The sequence below is a fragment of the Echinicola soli genome, from assembly GCF_006575665.1.
GTDB classification, from domain to species: Bacteria; Bacteroidota; Bacteroidia; order Cytophagales; family Cyclobacteriaceae; genus Echinicola; species Echinicola soli.
This window is the reverse complement of the sequence record NZ_CP041253.1, coordinates 1,518,413-1,538,658: the sequence shown is the minus strand read 5'-3', so window position 1 is coordinate 1,538,658 and position 20,246 is coordinate 1,518,413. Positions and strand designations below refer to the sequence as shown.

The window sequence follows — 20,246 nt, the reverse complement described above, 5'->3', positions numbered from 1 at the left end:
GCAGCGATAGCAGAGTGAAGCAATCTTTCCTTTGAAAACGAGATCGCTTCGTTCCCGAGCTATCGGGACAGGCTATACTTCCTACCGATGACGGATTGACATCGAATTCATATAGAAACTCAGGTTAACACCTTGATACCTCAACCTTCCCCTCCCAATAGGCATCACTTTCGATAAATTTAATTTGTGATCGAGTGGTCTTATATCAAAATAACTTTTACTTTTGCGTTTATTAATAATAAGTCTAAATAAAAATTGATACCATGAAGAACAGTTTACTTTTTCTGTTTCTCCTAAGCTTAAGCACCCTTGGCATAGCACAAACGGGGAAACTAACAGGAACCGTCACTGACCAAAAAGGTGAGCGGGCGCAATTTGTCAATGTGCTCATCGAAGGGACGGGAATAGGAATCCTTACTGATAGGAATGGAGAGTACCTTTTGGAGAATGTTCCCTCAGGTGAGCAGACCGTTAAATTCAGCTCTTTTACCTATTTGCCGGCTTCAAAGCAGGTGCTCATAAAAGACGGGCAAACGATTACGTTGGATATTACGGTTATAGAAGATGAGCTTCAGCTACAGACAGTGGAGATTCTCGGTCGAGCGGAGACCAGCTATAAAAACACCAACTCGTTTATTGGGACGAAGTCCTCTACCCCGCTCAGGGATGTCCCACAGTCCATTGGCTATGTGACCAAAGAACTGGCGCTGGATCAGGGCGCGTACACTGTAAACGATGTGGTCAAAAACGTCAGTGGAGTGAACCAGTTTACATTCTATAATGACATTACCATCCGTGGACACCGGATAAAAGGCCAAGATCTTTCAGGAAACCTGGTCAATGGCATGCGTGCTTTTACCAGCTTCTGGAAGCAGCAATTAATCCCCCACATCGAGCGGGTGGAGGTGATCAAAGGGCCTGCCTCAGCCCTATTCGGCAATGCTTCAGCAGGCGGAACCATCAATAGGGTAACCAAAAAACCATTAAAGGAAAAGCGCCAATCCATCAGCTCTACCGTGGGAAGCTTTAATACCTTCCGCATGCTCGGCGACTTTACAGGACCAATGACCCAAGACGAAAGTCTTCTGTACCGCTTAAACCTTGGCTATGAGAATTCAGGAAGTTTCCGCGACCTGCAATATGCGAAGAACCTGGTCGTGGCGCCATCGTTCTCCTTTTTGCCATCGGAAAAGACCTTGCTAAACTTTGATGTGGTCTATCAGAAATCAGATGGAATGCTGGATCGTGGCCAAGCGGTATTTGGCAATGGAGATCTCTTCTCCGTGCCCATCAGCAAATCCATCAATGCCGTCAATGACTATTTGAAGGAAGAAAGCCTCAATGTGACCATTTCCCTTCGTCATCAAATTACTGATGGATTGAGCTTTAATTCCGTATTCATGCGTTCAGATTACAGCGAAGACCTTCAAGAGCACCGTGGCAACAATAAATTTGCCAATAACGGTGACGGAAGCCTGGACATCGAAAAGGTGGAAATGCGGATGGGCATCCGCGAGAGGAGCTGGAGCAACAATAACTTCAGCAACTATTTTAACTATGATTTCAGCACAGGCGATGTGGACCATAAACTGCTCGTGGGGTATGACTACTTCCAGCAGACCCTTCATCCAGGTGGTTCACAGCTTCAGGCCAGAGGATACCTTACCGCAGACCGAACAGGATCTATCAATTCCTATAAGGCGGAAAACAAGGCGCTCTACGCCTTGGACGCAGATGGTAATCCCATTCCAGTGGTGCCGCACTTCGATCTGACCGACCCTTATGGCAACCAGCTGCGGGACATCAGTAAATACATTTACAGCAATAGGAGCTTTCCCCAATCCAGCCTTCACTCACACGGTATATATGTGCAGGAGCAAATGAAAATTGGCAAACTTAGGGTGCTGCTAGGCCTTCGGCAAGAATATTACACTGACCTATTGAACTATAAGACGGACAGTGAAGAGAAAGTGACCCAAAATGCGCTGATTCCTAGGGTAGGATTGGTCTATTCCCTTACGCCCAATATCAACCTTTATGGCACGTATGTACAAGGGTACCAGCCTCAAACGGCCACTTTAATCAACAATCCAGAAGCTGGTGGGCCTTTTGATCCCCTGACCAGTGAGCTGAAGGAAGTCGGAGTTAAAAGTGATTGGTTTGAAGGCCGGCTAAGTGCGACGATGGCCTTGTATTACCTCACAGAAAAAGGTGCCCTTTACAATGCCAATGACCCAGGAAATCCAGACCTGCTGGTGCAGACCGGAAAAGACCTTTCCAAAGGGATAGAGCTTGACTTGGTCGGTAGCATTACGGATAATTGGAGCGTAATTGTGAATTATGCCTATAACCAAGCTACGATTGAGGAAAGTGATGATGAAAATCTCGAAGGTCGCCAAAAGCCCAATGCGCCTAAACATGCAGGCAATGTATGGACGAAGTACATCATCAATGAAGGTAAGCTGAAAGGGCTGGGAGTCGGCCTTGGCGGTAACTTCGTGACAGAGCGATTTGGGTCGTTGGGCACTACAGAGGAGCCGCCTACGTTTCCCGCCTACGAGTTGATCAATGCTGCGGTTTATTATAAGATTGATAAATTCCAGATCCAGATGAATTTTAACAATATCTTTGATAAAACCCACTGGGTAGGGGGATACGATTATATCAGGGCATTCCCTGGCGCACCACGCAATGTCATGACTACCGTTTCTTATACGTTTTAACTCATTGGAGGCTGTCTTATCCTCCCGTTGAGGACAGTGAGACGACAGAATCTGTCGCTATAAACGGGATTGCTTTACTCCGTTGGCGATGACAGTAACTCTTCTGTTATTGCTAACAGCGTGAGTGATGCATATGTAAGACAGCCTCTTTTATTTCGTTTTATGGATAATAAGTTACTTTGGAAGATTCACAATTGGATAGGCCTGTATGTTGGGGTGGTGATCGCCTTTCTCAGCATTACGGGTGCGGCTGCCCTTTTCCGGCCGGAAGTGGACAGGCTGCTGAATCCCCTTTTGACCAAAGTAACACCTCAGCCAGATCAGGTTTCCCTCACCACTGCGGTCGAAGCGGTACTGGCTACGCATCCGAATCACGAGCTCTTTGAGATAGAACTTCCTAAGGAATATCTGGACACTTGGAACATCCGTCTTCGTCCTAAAGATCCTGACCCCATACAGCCCACTGTTTGGGAGGTCTTTGTGAATCCTTATTCGGGCGAAGTGCTGGGAGAACGTAATTATTTTAAAAGTTTCAGCTATTTTCTGAGAAACATCCATGTGAGACTTTATGAAGCCCAGTATGGAAGACAGCTCGTAGGCCTCGCTGGAATAGCCCTGCTTATTTCCACCATTACAGGTCTGCTCATCTACGGAAGATTTACCAAGAAACAGGCTTTTGGTAAAATACGAAAGAAAAACCTACGGATTACCCAGGCAGATTTACATAAATTCGTCGGTATCAGTGCCCTCGCTTTTAATCTGGCCATAGCCATTACCGGTGCTTGGCTGGGACTACAGGTTTACCTGATGCAAGGCTTCGACATGAAGCAGCCAAATGGCTTTGTACGGAATGAGAAGGTATTTACTGCTGATCAAGACGCCAACTATGCATTGGATTATGAAGCAGTACTGGAAACGACTGGAAAGGAATTCCCAGCACTAAAGGTCTGGAATATCCGTCCCACCACTAACGGTGAAGGCATTATCCAAGTCCTCGGAAATGTCCAAGGGCAAGCCTATGAAAGAAGGTCCAACAAGCTCTTTCTGGACAAAAAGGACTTTAGTGTCCAGCGTAAATACAATATCAGCGATCAGGGTTTTGGGGACAAGCTTTATTATGTCCAGGAATCCTTCCATTTTGGGGATTTTGGCGGATTGCCGCTAAAACTTCTCTACTGCGTACTGGCACTGGGCTCTGCGTTTCTTTCCCTGAGTGGATTTATCATTTTCCTGGAACGTACCAAGAAGGCACGTTCGCAGAGGTCCGATTACGTACCACTGAGGCCTCTGCTGATACGTTGGGGAGGAGGAATGGCTGCGTTTATCATCGTGGTGGCCATCCTTAGCACCAATTTTGGCATAGCGGTACCTTCCTTGCTGGTAACGACGGGTATTTATGGGTTTTTTCTGTATTTGATCATTAAAGCGATTTGGAGGCGGTTTGTCGGATCAAGACCGTTTTCAGGCACATCTGATTCTATGGCATGAAAAAGGAAATTGACCGACTAAACCAGCATATCTTTGTGCCATTACTTTTAGCCCTGGCATCCATCACATTGATAATGGCACTTTATTTTTGCTCCGAGTGGCTGATAAGTTCTGAAGTCCCCCGGGATGTCTCCTTTTTCACATATCAGGGCGACGTTTCCAGCCAGGCTTACCACGCAGAAATGGGATGGTTTATGGCGTTGTTTTTCATACTTGCTGCCATTTGTATCGGAGCAGCACTTGCCAAGCACCGACTCGCCAGCTTGGTGGCCCTGGCATTGGGAACTGTCGGTGTGCTTTACCTTGTTTTTTAGCCTATTTACCCCTTTAGCTCTGTACTCATACCCGGTGCCTGTGGCGTCTGATAACGGCCTTCCACGATGTTTACAGGATGGACAAAATAATCCTTGAGATGTGGAATGTGCTCTAGCAGCAGGGCCGGATGATCCATGGTAATATGATTAAACAGTACCAGATGCTGATGAATCTGCCCCATATCGCCCACATGAGGTACCACGGGTACATTGAATTTTTTTGACAGTAAGCTGATCATGATAAATTCCGAAACCCCGCCGACACGAACGGCATCTACCTGATTAAAGCTCACACATCCCGACTGAAGAAAATTCTTAAAAATGACCTTATTGGGTACGTGCTCCCCAAGGGCAATTTTCACAGGAACTTCTTGGGCAAGGCGAACGTGCGCTTCCACGTCATCTGGATGCGTAGGCTCCTCTATCCAGTACGGATTGAGAGGAAGTAACTCTTTGCAAATCGCAATGGCCTGTGGCAGGTTCCATTGCTGATTGGCATCAAACATGATCGTAGCATCATCGCCGGCAATTTCCCTGACCAATTTGGCTCTTCTGATGTCCCGCTCGGCCATGGCACTGCCCACTTTTAATTTCATGGCAGTAAAGCCCATGTCCATGGCCCTCCGGATATTATCAGTGACCTGCTCGTCCGAGTAATTGAACCAGCCAATGGACGTGTCATAGCCAGGGTAGCCCAACTCCAGGATTTTCTTTCGCCTAACTTTTCCGCTGCTCTTGGACTGGAGCATGGCAATGGCTTCATTGCGGGTCAAAATATCCTCGCAGTAAGAAAAATCCAAGGTATTCACCAGCTTTTCCGGAGGTAGGTCAATCAGCAATTGCCATAATGGTATTTCGTGGGACTTTGCCCAGAGATCATAGCAAGCGTTTACCACAGCAGCCAATGCTAAGTGTACCACCCCCTTATGTGGGCCGAGCCACCGAAGGTTAGGGTCATCCATCATGGTGCGATAGGTTTTTCCAAAATCAGCCATAAGCTCGTTGATTTCCTTGCCCTGCACGTGCTTGCCCAGATACGCAATGGCATCACTGACCAGGTTATTTCCCTCGCCTAAGGTAAAGGCCAAGCCTACTCCTTCGTAGCCATTGTCGGTGATTAGCTTACATACCGCGTAGGCATAGGTTGGCGTGGTGTGTATGGCATCTGATCCAGCCCCGTTTTTAAGTGGAAAGCGAACATCGTCCGCCATTACCTTTTTGATCACTACTGAGTTACTCATCAATATTTGGTTTTCTATGGCTATTATTTCAAATCAAGTTTGTGCTGCATTTCTTTTTATCAGTAAAACAGGTAATAAATGACCAACATAATCACTATTAGCAATAGTGTCAGCAGATTGACCTGTTTTGAAGGGCTTTTTGTTTTCAGGTAGAAATTACTGGGAATAGTCTGTACAGTTTGGTCCAAGATACTGATGCACCAGTATAGGCCAGAGGAAATCAGGAAAAACACAAAAGTTTGCCATAGCCAATTGATCCCTAGCCCTTCCGCACTGGAAACGTAATTGCTGATGCCATGAATGGGGATGTATTTTTCGATGATAAAGACCGTCACGGCAAAAAGACTACCTCCCAGCAAGGTCCAGAATGCGGCATTGGCCGTTCCTCTTGGTGAGAGCACACCCCAGAGGAATACCGCCACAATCGAGGGTGCAAAAATGCTGAACATCTGATTGATCAATTCGAAAATCCCACCTAGATCTCCCAAAAAAGGAGACCAGAGTACTGCTAGAACCAATACAACTAAACCAGTTAATTTACCTATTCGTACACGCTGTCGGTCTGATAATCCTGGGGCCAGCTTTTGAAAAACATCAAATACGACCAACGTAGAGCAACTGTTCAGTGCAGCCGCTACACTGCTCATGACGGCCGCCAGCAGTGCGGCTATCATCAGTCCTTTTAGCCCAACGGGCAAAAGATTGATGATCATTATCGGCAGGACACTTTTCGTTTCATCACCTATTTGGTCACGGAAGAGCGCAAAGGCCAAAATCCCGGGAACAACCATGATGAAGACAGGAAGTATCTTTAAAAAACCAGCAAAGATTGCTCCCAGCTTAGCTTCTCTTTCGGATTTGGCACCCAAGATACGTTGGACGATGGTCTGGTCGGTACACCAATACCAAATCCCCAGCACAAAATGGCCCAGCATCATGTCCATAAACGTGAACCCCTTTTGTTCGCTGCTAAAGCTTACGGCTTTAAACCGGTCCGGATCCACTGCTTCCTTCAGTGCTTCGTAAGACTCTATTCCTACTTCAGGAAGCTTCCAGATGGCCAAAACAGTAATCATCAAAGACCCCAAGATCAAGATAACGGTTTGTACCGTTTCGGTGACTACTACAGAAGTCAGCCCGCCAATGATGGTGTATATGCCTGTGGCGGCGGCGATGATCAGGATGGAGACCATGATGTCCATCCCAAATATCTTTTCAAAGACGACCGCACCTGCATAAAAGCTTACCCCGATATGCATAAACAGTGCTGCCAGGATGCTGAAGACAGCGAGGATGACGCGCGATCGGCTATCGTAGCGTTTTTCGAGAAATTCCGGGAGGGTGGCCACTTGGCTGCGTAAGAAAAAAGGCACGAAAACATAGGCAAGTATGATCAGCTCAAAAGCGGAGAACCATTCGAAATTTCCCCATACGATACCATCTATAAAACCTGATTCGGCCAATCCTACCAAATGAACGGTAGAAATATTGGAGGCAAAAAGAGACGCGCCGATGACTCCCCAAGTGAGTGATTTCCCCGCCAAGAAGTATCCTGAGGTGGTGTCATTATTTCTCCGGCCAAACCAGAGTCCCACCACTACCATTAAAATAATGTAGAGGACGATTATGGATAGGTCGATTAGGGCTATTGTTTCCATGAGCATCATCAATTTTTTCACTCTTTGCCATATGCCAAATAGAATGGTAGGTTTGGCCATTGCTAATTTAAACAATTTTAGTCCAAACGACCTATATTTCTATTGATTTTATATCCATATGATCAAAATACTTGGTCACGGGAAAATGAAGGAGGTCATTGCTGGGTGGTCAAGAAATAATACCAGCAGCACATAAACAACAATTAATGATTTCATAAGCGAAATAAATTGACTTTTTCGTCTGTGATTAGTTAATTGATCTTTTCCACTATTCAGTTGAGCCTCTGGCAGCAAAAACTGACATCTAAATGGGTTGCCATGAAAAAAGTAGCAATTTTTTGTTTTGTGTTTCTCTATGGCCAGGTGTGCGTGGCGCAGTATTGGGATTTTGAAAGGCCTGACTATAAAGAAATAGAAACGGCGATTAAGGACAAGGCATCCCTTATGTATTATCCCCAATTATTGGAGCGGTTTCAGCGCGCCGATTCGACGCTTAACCTGGCTGAAATGCGTCACCTGTACTATGGCTTTGTATTTCAGTGTACCTACGCCGCTGACGAGCCAGAGAAGGTGGTGGATAGCCTTGATGCTATTCTGCGGAAGGAAGTGCATCGTGATGAAGACCTGAAGCGAATTGTATCCTTTGGAAAAAAAGTCCTTGAAAAAAAACCATTTGATCTCAATGTAATGAATTATCAACTATATGCATTGGAGAATCTTAAGGACACCGTCGAATATAAAAAAGTCACCTTCAAAATGGACATGATCTTTGAGACATTACTCAGCTCCGGTGATGGCGCCACCAAGGAGACAGCTTTTTTTGTAATTGACCCTGCACACGAATTGATCCTGATGGAAACCTTGGGATTGAGGCCTGGAGATAACCATCAATCTATTGGAAAATATGATTTTTTGGAATTGGCTGCCAATGATATTGGCTTGGAAGGGTTATATTTTGACCTTAGTCCTTATAGAAATTTTCTCATGCATTCACTAAGGAACAATAACCTATAAAAAAACGACCCTTGAAAACCCAGCCGCAAACCTCAAAAGCCTACTTTAATAACCTGACGATGCTTCACAGGATGCTTTTGGTGGTCCAGATTGCCTTTTTTGCTGCGGCCTATTTTCTCACGGACAGAAGTACTGTAAGCAATGAAGAGCTGAACAGTCTGTTTACTTATCTGATTCCGGTATTGGTCCTTGCAGGAATTGCTGGAAGTAATCTTCTGTTCAGAAAGCAGCTGGCTAAGCTCATCGAGACGTCTGAGCTAAAAGCCAAGCTTATCGGCTACCTGAGTAGTTTGATGATCAAATATGCCCTATTGGAAATTCCATCGATGCTGTCCATTGTGGCTTATTTCATCACTGCCAATTACCTCTTTTTAGGGATGGCCGTGGTGGTCTTGGTCGTTTTTATCCTTGATCGCCCTTCCATGGGCAAGGCCATCACTGACCTCCGCCTCAGTGGCATAGAACGACAAAAAGTCGAAAATCCCAATGAGGAGATCGCAGAAGTGAATCTACGTTAAGATAAAATGGGTTACCAACAAGGCCAATAACCTGAATTCGATTATAAAATCAGTATAAATCCGCCACTACGAACCCTTTTGGGGATGGTTTGTGCGTTAAAATTGGCGTGGCAATCTCATCTAATATGGGGACTGCCACGGCTCCTTCCCCAAATCCTACCCTACGCCCTGTTTGGCACCAGACAAGCCTGTCTGGTGCCAGGCAGGCTCGCAGTGACGGTATTTTAAATCGAGCTCAGGCTAATAACTATCCGACTTTACTTCGTCGATGTGGTGTAGGTTTTTATAGACTTCTATACTAAATACCCGCACGGTATCCCCACGATAGATAGCATAATGTGTTTCCTTCAGGACACGTTTATCAAATCCATCCACTACCTCAGAACGATCAGCCGTATTCCATTGAATAAAAATGCCATCATAGCCTTTGTTTTCGAATTGATCAATTCCTGGCCAAAGATCAAACTGGTTTTTCCTCCTACCTAAGTTGATGGTGTAGGTCTGTGGATTTCCATCCACGTAAAAAGCCATTTCAGAGGCCAGGTGATAGCTGTCACTGAAGATAAAATGTTTTTCCAGCTCCAGAGAGTCTATGAGCACATCAATTCTATTCCCCATCTCTCGATAGCCTGCCAGGCGTGCCAAGGGATCCTTGTCAGGGCGAAGCACATTCCTGAAACCTATGGCATCCAGCGGAGCAGGTTTCATGATCAGTATCAGGAGGATACCGGAGATCGCCGTGGCATACACAGCATACTTCCGCCAGCCCTGACTGATCAGGGTCAATATGTAAGCCATGGCAAGCGGCAAGGTGACATAAGCAAATGCTGGCCAGTTGACTTCTACACGCTTGGTAATGGAAATCAAGAAGAACAGCATCCAGACTAAAATGGCCGGCAAAAGGTTAAAGAGCATTTTTCTTTCCTTGTACTTGACCAACCTTCGTATGGCCATGACCAAAAATGGAATAAAAAAGGCAGAAATGATCCCTAGCTGACCCCCCGCATATTCTGAGATATAGTTAAGGGATTCCCCAAAATCAAAAGGCTTGCTCTCTCCTTCTACACCTCCCAAGGTGCCTACATGCTTGAAAGTGACAAAATCATGCTGAAAATTCCAGATGATAATCGGAACAAATGAAAGCGAAAAAACGAGGCAGTAGATATAGAAACCTTTTTGCTTTAGCTGTCTGAAATCCACCAGAAGCAGGTAAACAAAAATCAGCGGAATGGCCAATACCATAGTGTTTTTGGAGAGCATGCCAAGGGCACTCGCCAAGCCAGCATACATCCAGTAGGTTGTCTTCTTCGATTCAGTGGCACGGTATAGCCAGTAAAAGCTCAAAGCCCAGAAGAAAAGTAGCGAAGAGTCTGTGGTATGGAAAAAGGAGGCCAGATGGAAGTACGGCATCACTACCAGCATCAATGCCGCCCAAAATCCGATTCTTGGATCACGGTACATCTGCTGTCCAAGCTCAAAGATCACCCAAGCTGTACCAGCGGAAAAGAGTACGGCACTAAGCCTTACCGCCACATCGGTATGGCCAAAAACCCCCGTAAAGATGAAATTATAAACGGCGATCATCAGTGGCTTGGAATAATAATTCCAATCGAGGTTTTGTGACCATAGCCAATATTGGGTTTCCTCAGAGAACAGGCTCAGAGAGGTGGTTGCGGTAAACAGGATCTTAAAAAAGGAAATGATCGCCAGTATCGCAATCAAGTAGATTCTGAGCTGTTTGGTGTCTTTCATTACATATTTTTTTTGGTTGTTACACAATATGATGTGCAGCCAACTTGAAGCTACAAATCTGTCAAAAAGCCGTTAATAAATAGCATTTTTTTTGAAATTTTGATTGAATCGAGGCTTAGAAGGCAGTCTTGGAGCAAAGTAGGCCTCCAGTGTGCGCACGAAGTAGGTGCAGAGAAGATCCCTCCACAATTGTGGCCAGCTCATCTTTAAAATAGCCCATTTGAGCCATATAATGTCCCGCTTGGTGGAAATAGCAGTTTTGAAGGCAATAAATTGGCTTAGATTGGATGTTGAACTGAAATGTAAAAATCCAATACATCATAATTTAGACCATGAAGCGCAAACTCTTATCAATAGCCTTTTCGGTACTGGCTGTTTCCGCAGCCTTTGCCCAGTATCCTAAGGTGCCTGCTGAGGCAAGGGCAAAATCAGATTCAATCATGACAGCAAACCAAAAGCTGTCCGATAAAGCCTGGGAAAAAGCTTGGCCAACGGTAATGGCGGAAATGGAAGCAGGAAAGCCTTATGTGCCTTGGGCATTTCGCCCAACGGATCTTCCACAAGCGGATATTCCCGCTTTCCCTGGAGCAGAAGGTGGCGGAATGTACAGCTACGGTGGTCGTGGAGGAAAGGTGATCACAGTCACCAGCCTGGAAGACAGAGGCCCAGGTACCCTGAGGGAAGCTTGTGAAAAAGGTGGTGCCAGAATCATTGTCTTTAATGTTGCCGGTATCATCAAGCTGAAGGCCCCTTTGATCATTCGCGCGCCCTACGTGACCATCGCGGGGCAGACTGCACCGGGAGATGGAGTTTGTGTAGCGGGCGAATCGGTATGGATCGATACGCATGATGTGGTGATTCGCCATATGCGCTTCCGACGCGGAGAGACCTTTGTGGGCAGAAGGGATGATGCCATAGGAGGTAATCCCGTGGGCAATATCATGATTGATCATGTCTCGGCGAGCTGGGGGCTGGATGAAAATATGTCCATGTACCGCCATATGTATAGCCCGGGCGGTGACTACAAAGACGTGAAAAGAGGCACGGTAAACATTACCATCCAAAACAGTATTTTCTCAGAAGCACTGGACACGTATAACCACTCTTTGGGAAGTACCCTGGGTGGTGAGAATTGCTCCTTTATGCGTAATCTGTGGGCCAACAATGCCGGACGTAATCCTTCCATCGGATGGAACGGGATCTTTAACTTTGTCAATAATGTAGTCTTTAACTGGAGCCATAGGACCACCGATGGGGGCGATTATATGGCCAAGTACAATATCATTAACAATTACTACAAACCAGGACCGGTCACCCCTGAAGGAGAGACCATTTCCCACAGGATCTTACGGCCAGATGCAGTATTGTCCAGATTGGATACCTTGGTGTGGGGACGCGCTCATATCACAGGAAATATCGTAGAAGGAAACGAAAAGGTAACAGCCGATAACTGGAAAGGTGGTGTACAGCTCAATGGTAAAAAAGGCGGTGAGATGAGCTTGGAACAAGCCAAGTTTTACTTTCCACGGATCAAATCCAATACCCCTTTCCCTATGCCGGAAATGAGTGTTATATCCGCCAATGAAGCGTATGATCATGTCATTGCTCATGCAGGGGCGACCCTCCCCAGGCGAGATCCAGTAGATGAAAGGGTAATCAGGACCGTAAAAACTGGTCAGCCCGAATATGCCGAGGGACTTAACCCGGATGACTATTACCAATTTGAGCACCGCCGGCTACCAAAGGATGCTTACAAGATGGGCATCATCACGGATATTTCACAAGTGGGAGGCTATCCGGAATACAAAGGCACACCCTATACCGATTCGGATGGTGATGGCATGCCAGATAGCTATGAGCAGCAGGTAGGCCTTGATTCCAATGACCCTTCGGATGCCATGGAAGATATGAATGGAGATGGCTATACCAATATCGAAATGTACATCAATGGTATCGATCCAGCCAAAAAGGTGGATTGGACCGATCTTGCCAATAACCATGACACCTTGGAGAATGGGGACTTGGGAAAATGAGCCAATTTGAGTTTGGTTAATATCTTTTCCATGCACTTTTATCTAGTTCTCAGCACTGTTTTACGTGCCAAAACGTAATGTCATCTTGACGGAAGGAAGGATCTCTTCCAGTATATTTGTAAGGGATTCCTCCTTTCGCCGGAATGACAGGGACATCATTTTCTTTTCACTTGGTGCCCCGTAATTTTTTCGACCGACTATCTACGCTTTACCATCTGCTATTTTCGGGGGAAATCCCTACCTTTGAATTAAAACAGTAAAGGATGGCAAACAATATTATCTATTCCAAAGAGGCACCTGCACCCATAGGGCCCTACAGTCAGGCCGTTCAGGCAGGCAAAACGCTTTTTATCTCTGGCCAGATAGCGCTAGATGCCGAAACGGGCGAACTGATCAACGAAAATATTACCGAAGAGACCCATGCCGTAATGAAAAACCTGGATGCTATTTTGTCCGCAGCGGGATATAGTTTTGGAGATGTGGTAAAATGTTCTATTTTTATTAAGAACATGGACGATTTCGGTACCATAAATGAAGCGTATGGTCAATATTTTCCATCAAATCCTCCTGCAAGGGAAACCGTGGAAGTAAGCAGATTGCCAAAAAATGTACAGGTAGAGATTTCTTGTATCGCCGTGAAGGCATAACCCGCCTGTGGAGGCAGGAAAAAATGATCAAATACTTGCCCCATCATAGTGAAATACTGGTTTCTTCCATGAGCTGCGAAGAAGTCCTTTCACGTCTGGATCATGTCACTAGGGATGTGGATTATTTATCTGATCCTTTAAGTGATCATGCCAGAGAACATTTATTTAACGGAAAAATAAGCGATACCTCCTTTCGACTGTCTATGGTAGTAAGAAGGGCGGATAGCTTTTTGCCGTTGATAAAAGGAAATATAGAATCCACGCGGGCAGGTTGTATCATATTTTTGGATTACCGGTTGTTCCCGGGATCTTCATTTTTCATGGTATTTTGGTCGGTTGTTACTTTGATTATGGGGATGTTCTTTTTATTTGGCGAAGAGCAGCCCATCTTTGCCGTGATCAGTTTTGCCGTGGGTTTGGGCAATATGTTATTTGCATGGTCTCACTTTAAACGGAAAGTCAAGCAGTCCCAAGATATTTTCCACAAAATGCTCAGCCTGCAAAAGAATGGGTGATTTTTATGAATAGCCCGGGCACTAGGTGCAAATCCCATAAGGTATTCAGCGATTGATGGTCAATAATCAGGCCCGGCCTTGGTACATATTGTCTTGTACCACTTTGGTATTCAGCGATTGATGGTCAATAATCAGGGAGCTGTTTCGGTGTCCAATAGTTGGTTTACAATAATCGATCAACTTAATAACCAACATCCAATCAGGGCTCAAGCGGAAAAATTGGGGGGATTAGGGTTGGTTTCGATAGCACGCAGATGATGCAGATTAATAAGATTTACGCTGATTTTTTATAATAAACGCGATTTAAAATACCGTCATTGCGAATGCAGAGCAACGGAGTGAAGCAATCTCGTTTTCTTAATACGGGATTGCCACGTTCCCGATAGCTCGGGACAGGCTATACTTCCTCGCAATGACGGATTTATACTGATTTTATAATCTACACATTCCTATTGCTACATTAAAGAGAAATATGCTTACCAAAACCACCTGGAAATCTCTCATCTTCCAGAAATATTGCTTGGTCCTCAAAATGTGCGAAAAAGTTGAGGGCATGAATCCCTTTATTTTAATAGGATTTCCTTTTTGTTTTTTTGCCACAAAGATTCTAAGACCCAAAGCTGTTTGTTTTCCATGAAATTTGGAATCCGCCTACAAAACACTTCGTGTCTTGGCGACTTCGTGGCGACATACCAAATGAATATAAATCTTCTCCCTGCCCCCAGAAATATTGATTGATCCCCAATCAGCTGTTGGCCGGTAGAATGGCCCGGACATCCATAAAATTTATTAAGGCACAAAATCCCTTTACGCTTATGGTTTTTGCCCCTCAGGTCGTAATTTAGAGGCACTGTCGGCAAGCCCTTTATCAAAAGTGGCAATGACCAATTTTTGATTAAAATCAATATACATTATACGATGAAATCGAGCATGACACCATCGACACAGCGAGGGATGACAATCCTCATGCGAGATTCCATTTGACCATTAAAAATCAATTATAAACACATGAAATATAGAGTAGAAAAAGACACCATGGGGCCAGTGGAAGTCCCTGCGGACAAGTACTGGGGCGCCCAAACCCAACGATCCATCAATAACTTTAAAATCGGAGGTGAGCGCAACCGTATGCCGCTGGAGATCACCCATGCCTTTGCCATCCTCAAAAAGTCAGCTGCATTGACCAATGCTGAACTTGGTGTATTGCCACAGGAAAAGGCAGATACCATTGCCAAAGTATGTGATGAGATCCTGGAGGGCAAATTAGACGACCAGTTTCCGCTGGTGATCTGGCAGACCGGTTCCGGTACCCAGTCAAACATGAATGCCAATGAAGTAATCGCCTACAGAGGTCATGTGCTGGAAGGTGGAAGCCTAGAGGATGAGAAGAAATCGATCCATCCCAATGATGATGTGAACAAGTCACAGTCTTCCAATGATACTTTTCCGACCGCCATGCACATAGCGGCGTATAAAATGGTCATGGAGACGACTATTCCTGGTGTGGAAAAATTGAGGGATACGTTAAAAAGCAAGTCTGACCAATTTATGGATGTCGTAAAAATCGGCCGGACACACTTTATGGATGCCACACCTTTGACATTGGGACAGGAATTTTCAGGATATGTGGCGCAGCTGAACCATGGACTAAGAGCCTTGAAAAACACCCTTGAACATCTTTCTGAGCTTGCATTGGGCGGTACCGCTGTCGGAACCGGACTGAACACCCCAAAAGGCTATGCCGAATTGGTGGCGAAGAAAATCGCTGAGTTTTCGGGACAGCCTTTTGTCACCGCTCCCAATAAATTCGAGTCGCTGGCTGCCCATGATGCCATTGTGGAGACACACGGGGCTTTGAAGCAATTGGCCGTAAGCCTGATGAAGATTGCCAATGACATCAGGATGCTTTCGTCGGGGCCCCGGTCTGGAATTGGAGAGATTCTAATTCCTGAAAATGAGCCAGGATCCTCCATCATGCCCGGTAAAGTGAATCCTACGCAAGCGGAGGCCATGACGATGGTGTGTGCCCAAGTGATCGGGAATGATACGGCGGTATCAGTAGGTGGCTCCAATGGCCATTTTGAACTGAACGTCTTTAAGCCGATGATGATCCATAACTTGCTTGCTTCTGCCAGGTTACTTGGGGATGCATGTGTATCCTTTCATGACAACTGTGTCATTGGTATTGAGCCAAACAGGCCATTTATCAAAAAGCACCTGGAAAACTCCTTGATGCTGGTAACTGCCCTAAATACACATATCGGTTATGAAAATGCCGCTGCCATCGCCAAAAAAGCACATAAAGAAGGGACCAGCCTGCGTGAAGCAGCGATCGATCTGGGCTTGCTTACCAGTGAACAATTCGATGAATGGGTAAAACCCGAGAATATGATCGGAGGACTAAAATAAGCCTAAATTGGTTGGGAAATTCTATTCCCAGAAGACTATTGTACAAACTTTATTTTATCCAAATTTTAAAAGGGGGAGTATATTTCGTATTTTACATGAAATATGCTTCCCCTTTTTTACAACCAAAGAAAATCATTAACGAATATGGTTTCGAAAAACCTTTTGAGAAGTGGTCTTGTGCTAGGAATGTTTCTGGCATTAGCGATCAATGCCCATTCACAGCAACTTACCAAAGATAAGAAGAAAGCCCTCAAGAAGGAGCTGAGAAAAATGAGCCCAGAAGAGTATTGGCTCCTCAAAAACCAACAGCAAGAGCAAAAGGTGGCCATTATTGTGCTTGAAAAGGAAAACGAAGACTTGAAGGGAAAGTTAGCTGAACAAGCTGAGGATTTAGCCATAAAGCAAAACAAGATCGAACAAGGTGAAGATGAAAATGTGGCCATGACGGACAATGAAGCCAGCGTAACCGCCCCTTCTTCCAAGCCAGTCACCTCTGAATGGGGCAAAGGTGTGGTCTTCAGAGTGCAGATCGGTGCACTCACAGAAGAGGAATACCAAAAAGAAATCCCCTCTGGATTTAGCTTAGATGTGGAGCACAAAGGAGACCTGAAGCGAATGCTAGTGGGACATTACAGAGATTATGACGAAGCGGATTCCTTTAAAAAGCTCATGAGGAAGCTGGGCATCCGGACGGCATGGATAGTGCCTTATAAGGACGGTAAACGTGTGCCGTTAAAAGAAGTCCTCGGTGAAGTAGTGAATTGATCTTTTTAAGGCACATCATAGCCCAATTCCTCCACTTCTGATGCTGACATTTCGATAACCCTTACCTCCATGGTGATGGCGTCAAGAGGTGTGTCAGTGGAATCAGTAGGAACCTCTGCGATGGCGTCCAATACGTCCAATCCTTTAAATATCTGCCCAAACACGGTATAATTATCATCAAGCCTCGGAATCCCGTCTTTATTATGGACAATATACAGTTGGCAGCCCGCTGAAAGTTTTTCGGGGTTATCATCACGGCCTGCACCAACAGCGCCATAGACATGACGAATAGAGTCTACAAATTCCGGCTTAAGCAAATACGGTGAACCGCCAAATCCTGCTGGCGTGTCGGGACATCCTCCCTGAATCACAAAACCTTCGATCACCCTGTTAAAAGTCAGGGAATCCCAATAATGGTCCTTGGCCAGTTGAATAAAGCTAGCCTTGTGTACAGGTGTCTCCTCATACAACCAAAAGAGCATTTCGCCCTTTGGGGTAGTAATCTGGCCGATTTGATACTTCCTTTCTGAACTGCAGGCGCAAGAAAGGAGCAAGAGGAGAAACATAAAATTAATAAGTATGTATTTCATGATTCAATCTTCTATAATTTTGGCTCCATATGGGATACTGTGTGTAAATTATTCACGGGATTGTCCCACTTGTGCGGAAAGAGCAGGGAAATAGTTTTGTTCCTACTGCACAAAGCCCCCTGGAGGCACCCTGATCTTACCAGGCTTAAATGCCCAGCGGCATTGGCCAGGACTCCCTTCTCACTATTTTAGCCGACAGAAGTGTAAGCAGGGATGCTCCGTTAGGAGCATTAGCTTGGTAACAGAAATTGGATACAGCATCCTAACAGTGCCGTAGGTACTGACCATGGGCACGGAAAACATATATCATTATCGACTGCATCAGGAGCATGGGCACCCAAATTCATCCGTCCGCGCGATGCTTCGATCTCCATAACCCGCTAGCAATCAGTTTACCCATAGTAAATCATATAGAACCATAATTTTATTTGTTTTATTATGATGTAATCATATTGGGATCTCTATGATTTAACTGTTGACAGTTATTTATGTTCGGTTGCTAAATTCCATTGTGCCTTTCACTTCATCAACTTTGTCCCCTAATCAAAAGCAAAGCCGTGGAGTAGCCAATTTGATTTTCTTGGCTACTCCACGGCTTTGCGCGAAACTCATTTATTAAACGGAATCTTACTTCTTCAGTGCCAGTTGAATACTCAGCTCTTTTAGCTGTTCGTCTGATATAGCACTTGGGGAATCGATCATCACGTCTCTTCCTGAATTGTTCTTAGGGAAGGCGATGTAATCCCTGATCGAATCGCTTCCTCCGAAGATCGCACACAGCCGGTCAAAGCCAAAGGCAATTCCACCGTGTGGTGGCGCTCCATATTCAAATGCCTCCATCAAGAAGCCAAACTGTGCCTGTGCTTCTTCATCTGTAAATCCAAGGTGCTTAAACATGGTCTTTTGGGTATCGCGGTCATGGATCCTAATGGATCCCCCGCCGATTTCCACACCATTGATCACCAAGTCATAGGCATTGGCACGAACGGCTCCAGGGTCTTTTTCCAGCAGTGGAAAATCTTCTGCCTTGGGAGAAGTGAAGGGGTGGTGCATCGCATGGAACCGCTCTGTCTCCTCATCCCACTCCAGCAGTGGAAAATCCAATACCCAAAGTGGCTTGAATACATTTTTATCCCTTAGGCCAAGGTCACTTCCCATTTTTAGCCTTAGCTCAGAAAGTTGCTTCCTCGTGGCATTTTTGTCGCCTGACAATACCAGTATCAAATCACCTGGCTGAGCATTCATTTTATCAGCCCAATCCTTGAGGTCTTCCTGGTTATAAAACTTGTCCACGGAAGATTTGAAGCTTCCGTCTTCGTTACATTTTACATACACCAGGCCTTTGGCACCGATCTGGGGTCGTTTCACCCATTCTGTCAACGCATCTACTTGCTTTCGGGTGTAGCTGGCCGCTCCGGGGGCGGCGATCCCTACTACCAATTCCGCCTCATCAAATATCTTAAAGCCCTTGTTCTGGGCCACATCATTGAGTTCTACGAATTTCATATCGAAACGGAGATCAGGCTTATCGTTACCATAGTATTTCATGGCATCAGCAAAAGTCATTCTTTCCACTTCCCCAAGGTCTACCTTCTTCACCGTCGTAAAGAGATGCCTTACCAGGCCTTCGAAGGTCGTTAGAATATCTTCCTGCTCCACAAAGGACATCTCACAGTCAATCTGTGTGAACTCTGGCTGACGATCTGCTCGCAGATCCTCATCGCGGAAACATTTTACAATCTGAAAATACCGGTCAAAACCACTCACCATCAACAACTGCTTAAAAGTCTGTGGCGATTGTGGCAATGCATAGAATTCTCCTTCATTGATTCGGCTTGGCACCAAAAAGTCCCGTGCACCTTCAGGGGTGGACTTGATCAGTACGGGAGTTTCTACTTCCATGAAGTCCAAGCCGTCCATGAACTTCCGTGTTTCCTGCATCATGCGGTGCCTCAACTGAAGTTTTTCGCGCACAATCCTTCTCCTCAAGTCCAAATAACGGTACTTCATCCGAAGGTCTTCCCCACCGTCCGTTTCATCTTCAATCACAAATGGAGGCACCTTGGCGGCATTCAGCACTTCCAGTGAAGTCGTCTTCACCTCTATTTCTCCCGTTGGGATTTTATTGTTTTTGGAAGTTCGCTCGATCACCTCACCTGCGGCCTGGATGACGAATTCACGTCCCAGTGAAGCGGCTTTCTCCAGCAGCACCTGATCACTGGAACCTTCCTCAAAAATCAGTTGGGTAACACCATATCTGTCCCGTAGGTCTACCCATACCAAACCACCTTTGTTTCGTACCCGTTGTACCCATCCGGAAAGGGTCACTTCTTCGCCCACATCTCCTATCCGCAATTCCCCACAAGTATGTGTTCTTAGCATATTTTTAATTTTTAATTCAATACCAGTCGCCAAAGATAATAATTCGATCCACAGTTTACTATTATGACAAAAAGTATCCTGTTTTTTTTCTGCCTATTTGTAATTTAAACCTAAAAATATCGCCTTTATAAACACAATCCACACCTTTTTATTTCGTTAATATCTAAAGATTTAGCAAAAACGCCCAATTGAAAGTA

At 45.4% G+C, this 20,246-nt stretch carries 15 protein-coding genes; 10 read left to right on the top strand and 5 right to left on the bottom strand.

The features are described 5' to 3' along the window. Positions 1 to 263: 263 nt before the first annotated feature. From FKX85_RS06450 to FKX85_RS06440, 3 genes are all read left to right on the top strand, one after another. Positions 264 to 2,723 carry a TonB-dependent receptor gene (locus FKX85_RS06450; RefSeq protein ID WP_141613948.1) on the top strand — a complete coding sequence of 820 codons (2,460 nt, stop codon included), beginning with the start codon at positions 264 to 266 and terminating at the stop codon, positions 2,721 to 2,723. A 162-nt stretch (positions 2,724 to 2,885) separates the two neighbouring features. Continuing rightward, positions 2,886 to 4,211, top strand: coding sequence for a PepSY-associated TM helix domain-containing protein (locus tag FKX85_RS06445; RefSeq protein ID WP_141613947.1), 1,326 nt, complete (start codon positions 2,886 to 2,888; stop codon positions 4,209 to 4,211). After that, a complete protein-coding gene (locus FKX85_RS06440; RefSeq protein WP_141613946.1) occupies positions 4,208 to 4,525 on the top strand; it encodes a hypothetical protein in 318 nt (105 codons plus the stop codon). The genes FKX85_RS06445 and FKX85_RS06440 overlap by 4 nt, the downstream gene beginning before the upstream one ends. Before the next feature lie 5 nt (positions 4,526 to 4,530). Here the strand turns inward: FKX85_RS06440 and FKX85_RS06435 are convergent, their stop codons facing one another. Further along, a complete protein-coding gene (locus FKX85_RS06435; RefSeq protein ID WP_141613945.1) occupies positions 4,531 to 5,766 on the bottom strand; it encodes an enolase C-terminal domain-like protein in 1,236 nt (411 codons plus the stop codon). 59 nt (positions 5,767 to 5,825) lie between these two features. Beyond that, a complete protein-coding gene (locus FKX85_RS06430) occupies positions 5,826 to 7,424 on the bottom strand; it encodes a sodium:solute symporter family transporter (RefSeq protein WP_168196222.1) in 1,599 nt (532 codons plus the stop codon). Between the two features lie 318 nt (positions 7,425 to 7,742). On the opposite strand from FKX85_RS06430, the gene FKX85_RS06425 reads away from it, so the two are divergent. Together FKX85_RS06425 and FKX85_RS06420 are read left to right on the top strand one after the other, a co-directional pair. Continuing rightward, positions 7,743 to 8,438, top strand: a complete 696-nt coding sequence (locus FKX85_RS06425) for a DUF4919 domain-containing protein (protein WP_141613943.1) — start codon at positions 7,743 to 7,745, stop codon at positions 8,436 to 8,438. Between the two features lie 11 nt (positions 8,439 to 8,449). Continuing rightward, positions 8,450 to 8,956: a hypothetical protein gene (locus FKX85_RS06420; RefSeq protein WP_141613942.1), complete on the top strand. Its 507-nt coding sequence runs from the start codon at positions 8,450 to 8,452 to the stop codon at positions 8,954 to 8,956. 240 nt (positions 8,957 to 9,196) lie between these two features. Here the strand turns inward: FKX85_RS06420 and FKX85_RS06415 are convergent, their stop codons facing one another. Next, positions 9,197 to 10,708, bottom strand: a complete 1,512-nt coding sequence (locus FKX85_RS06415; protein WP_141613941.1) for an ArnT family glycosyltransferase — start codon at positions 10,706 to 10,708, stop codon at positions 9,197 to 9,199. A gap of 332 nt (positions 10,709 to 11,040) precedes the next feature. Here FKX85_RS06415 and FKX85_RS06410 point away from each other — a divergent pair, with 332 nt between their 5' ends. From FKX85_RS06410 to FKX85_RS06390, 5 genes are all read left to right on the top strand, one after another. Further along, entirely contained in the window at positions 11,041 to 12,741 is a 1,701-nt protein-coding gene (locus FKX85_RS06410) for a pectate lyase family protein (protein WP_141613940.1), read from the top strand. Positions 12,742 to 13,004: 263 nt separating this feature from the next. Beyond that, positions 13,005 to 13,388 carry a RidA family protein gene (locus FKX85_RS06405; RefSeq protein ID WP_141613939.1) on the top strand — a complete coding sequence of 128 codons (384 nt, stop codon included), beginning with the start codon at positions 13,005 to 13,007 and terminating at the stop codon, positions 13,386 to 13,388. Positions 13,389 to 13,411: 23 nt separating this feature from the next. Continuing rightward, positions 13,412 to 13,903 (top strand): hypothetical protein, encoded by a 492-nt coding sequence (locus FKX85_RS06400; protein ID WP_210416911.1) that lies wholly within the window; start codon positions 13,412 to 13,414, stop codon positions 13,901 to 13,903. 1,008 nt (positions 13,904 to 14,911) lie between these two features. Beyond that, positions 14,912 to 16,312, top strand: a complete 1,401-nt coding sequence (gene fumC, locus FKX85_RS06395) for a class II fumarate hydratase (RefSeq protein ID WP_141613938.1) — start codon at positions 14,912 to 14,914, stop codon at positions 16,310 to 16,312. Between the two features lie 144 nt (positions 16,313 to 16,456). Continuing rightward, on the top strand, positions 16,457 to 17,077 hold the full coding sequence (locus FKX85_RS06390; protein ID WP_141613937.1) for an SPOR domain-containing protein: 621 nt from the start codon (positions 16,457 to 16,459) through the stop codon (positions 17,075 to 17,077). A gap of 5 nt (positions 17,078 to 17,082) precedes the next feature. Here FKX85_RS06390 and FKX85_RS06385 read toward each other — a convergent pair whose 3' ends face one another. Together FKX85_RS06385 and aspS are read right to left on the bottom strand one after the other, a co-directional pair. Beyond that, positions 17,083 to 17,667: a peptidylprolyl isomerase gene (locus FKX85_RS06385; RefSeq protein WP_141613936.1), complete on the bottom strand. Its 585-nt coding sequence runs from the start codon at positions 17,665 to 17,667 to the stop codon at positions 17,083 to 17,085. Positions 17,668 to 18,294: 627 nt separating this feature from the next. Beyond that, entirely contained in the window at positions 18,295 to 20,049 is a 1,755-nt protein-coding gene (gene aspS, locus FKX85_RS06380; protein WP_141613935.1) for an aspartate--tRNA ligase, read from the bottom strand. Positions 20,050 to 20,246: the final 197 nt, after the last annotated feature.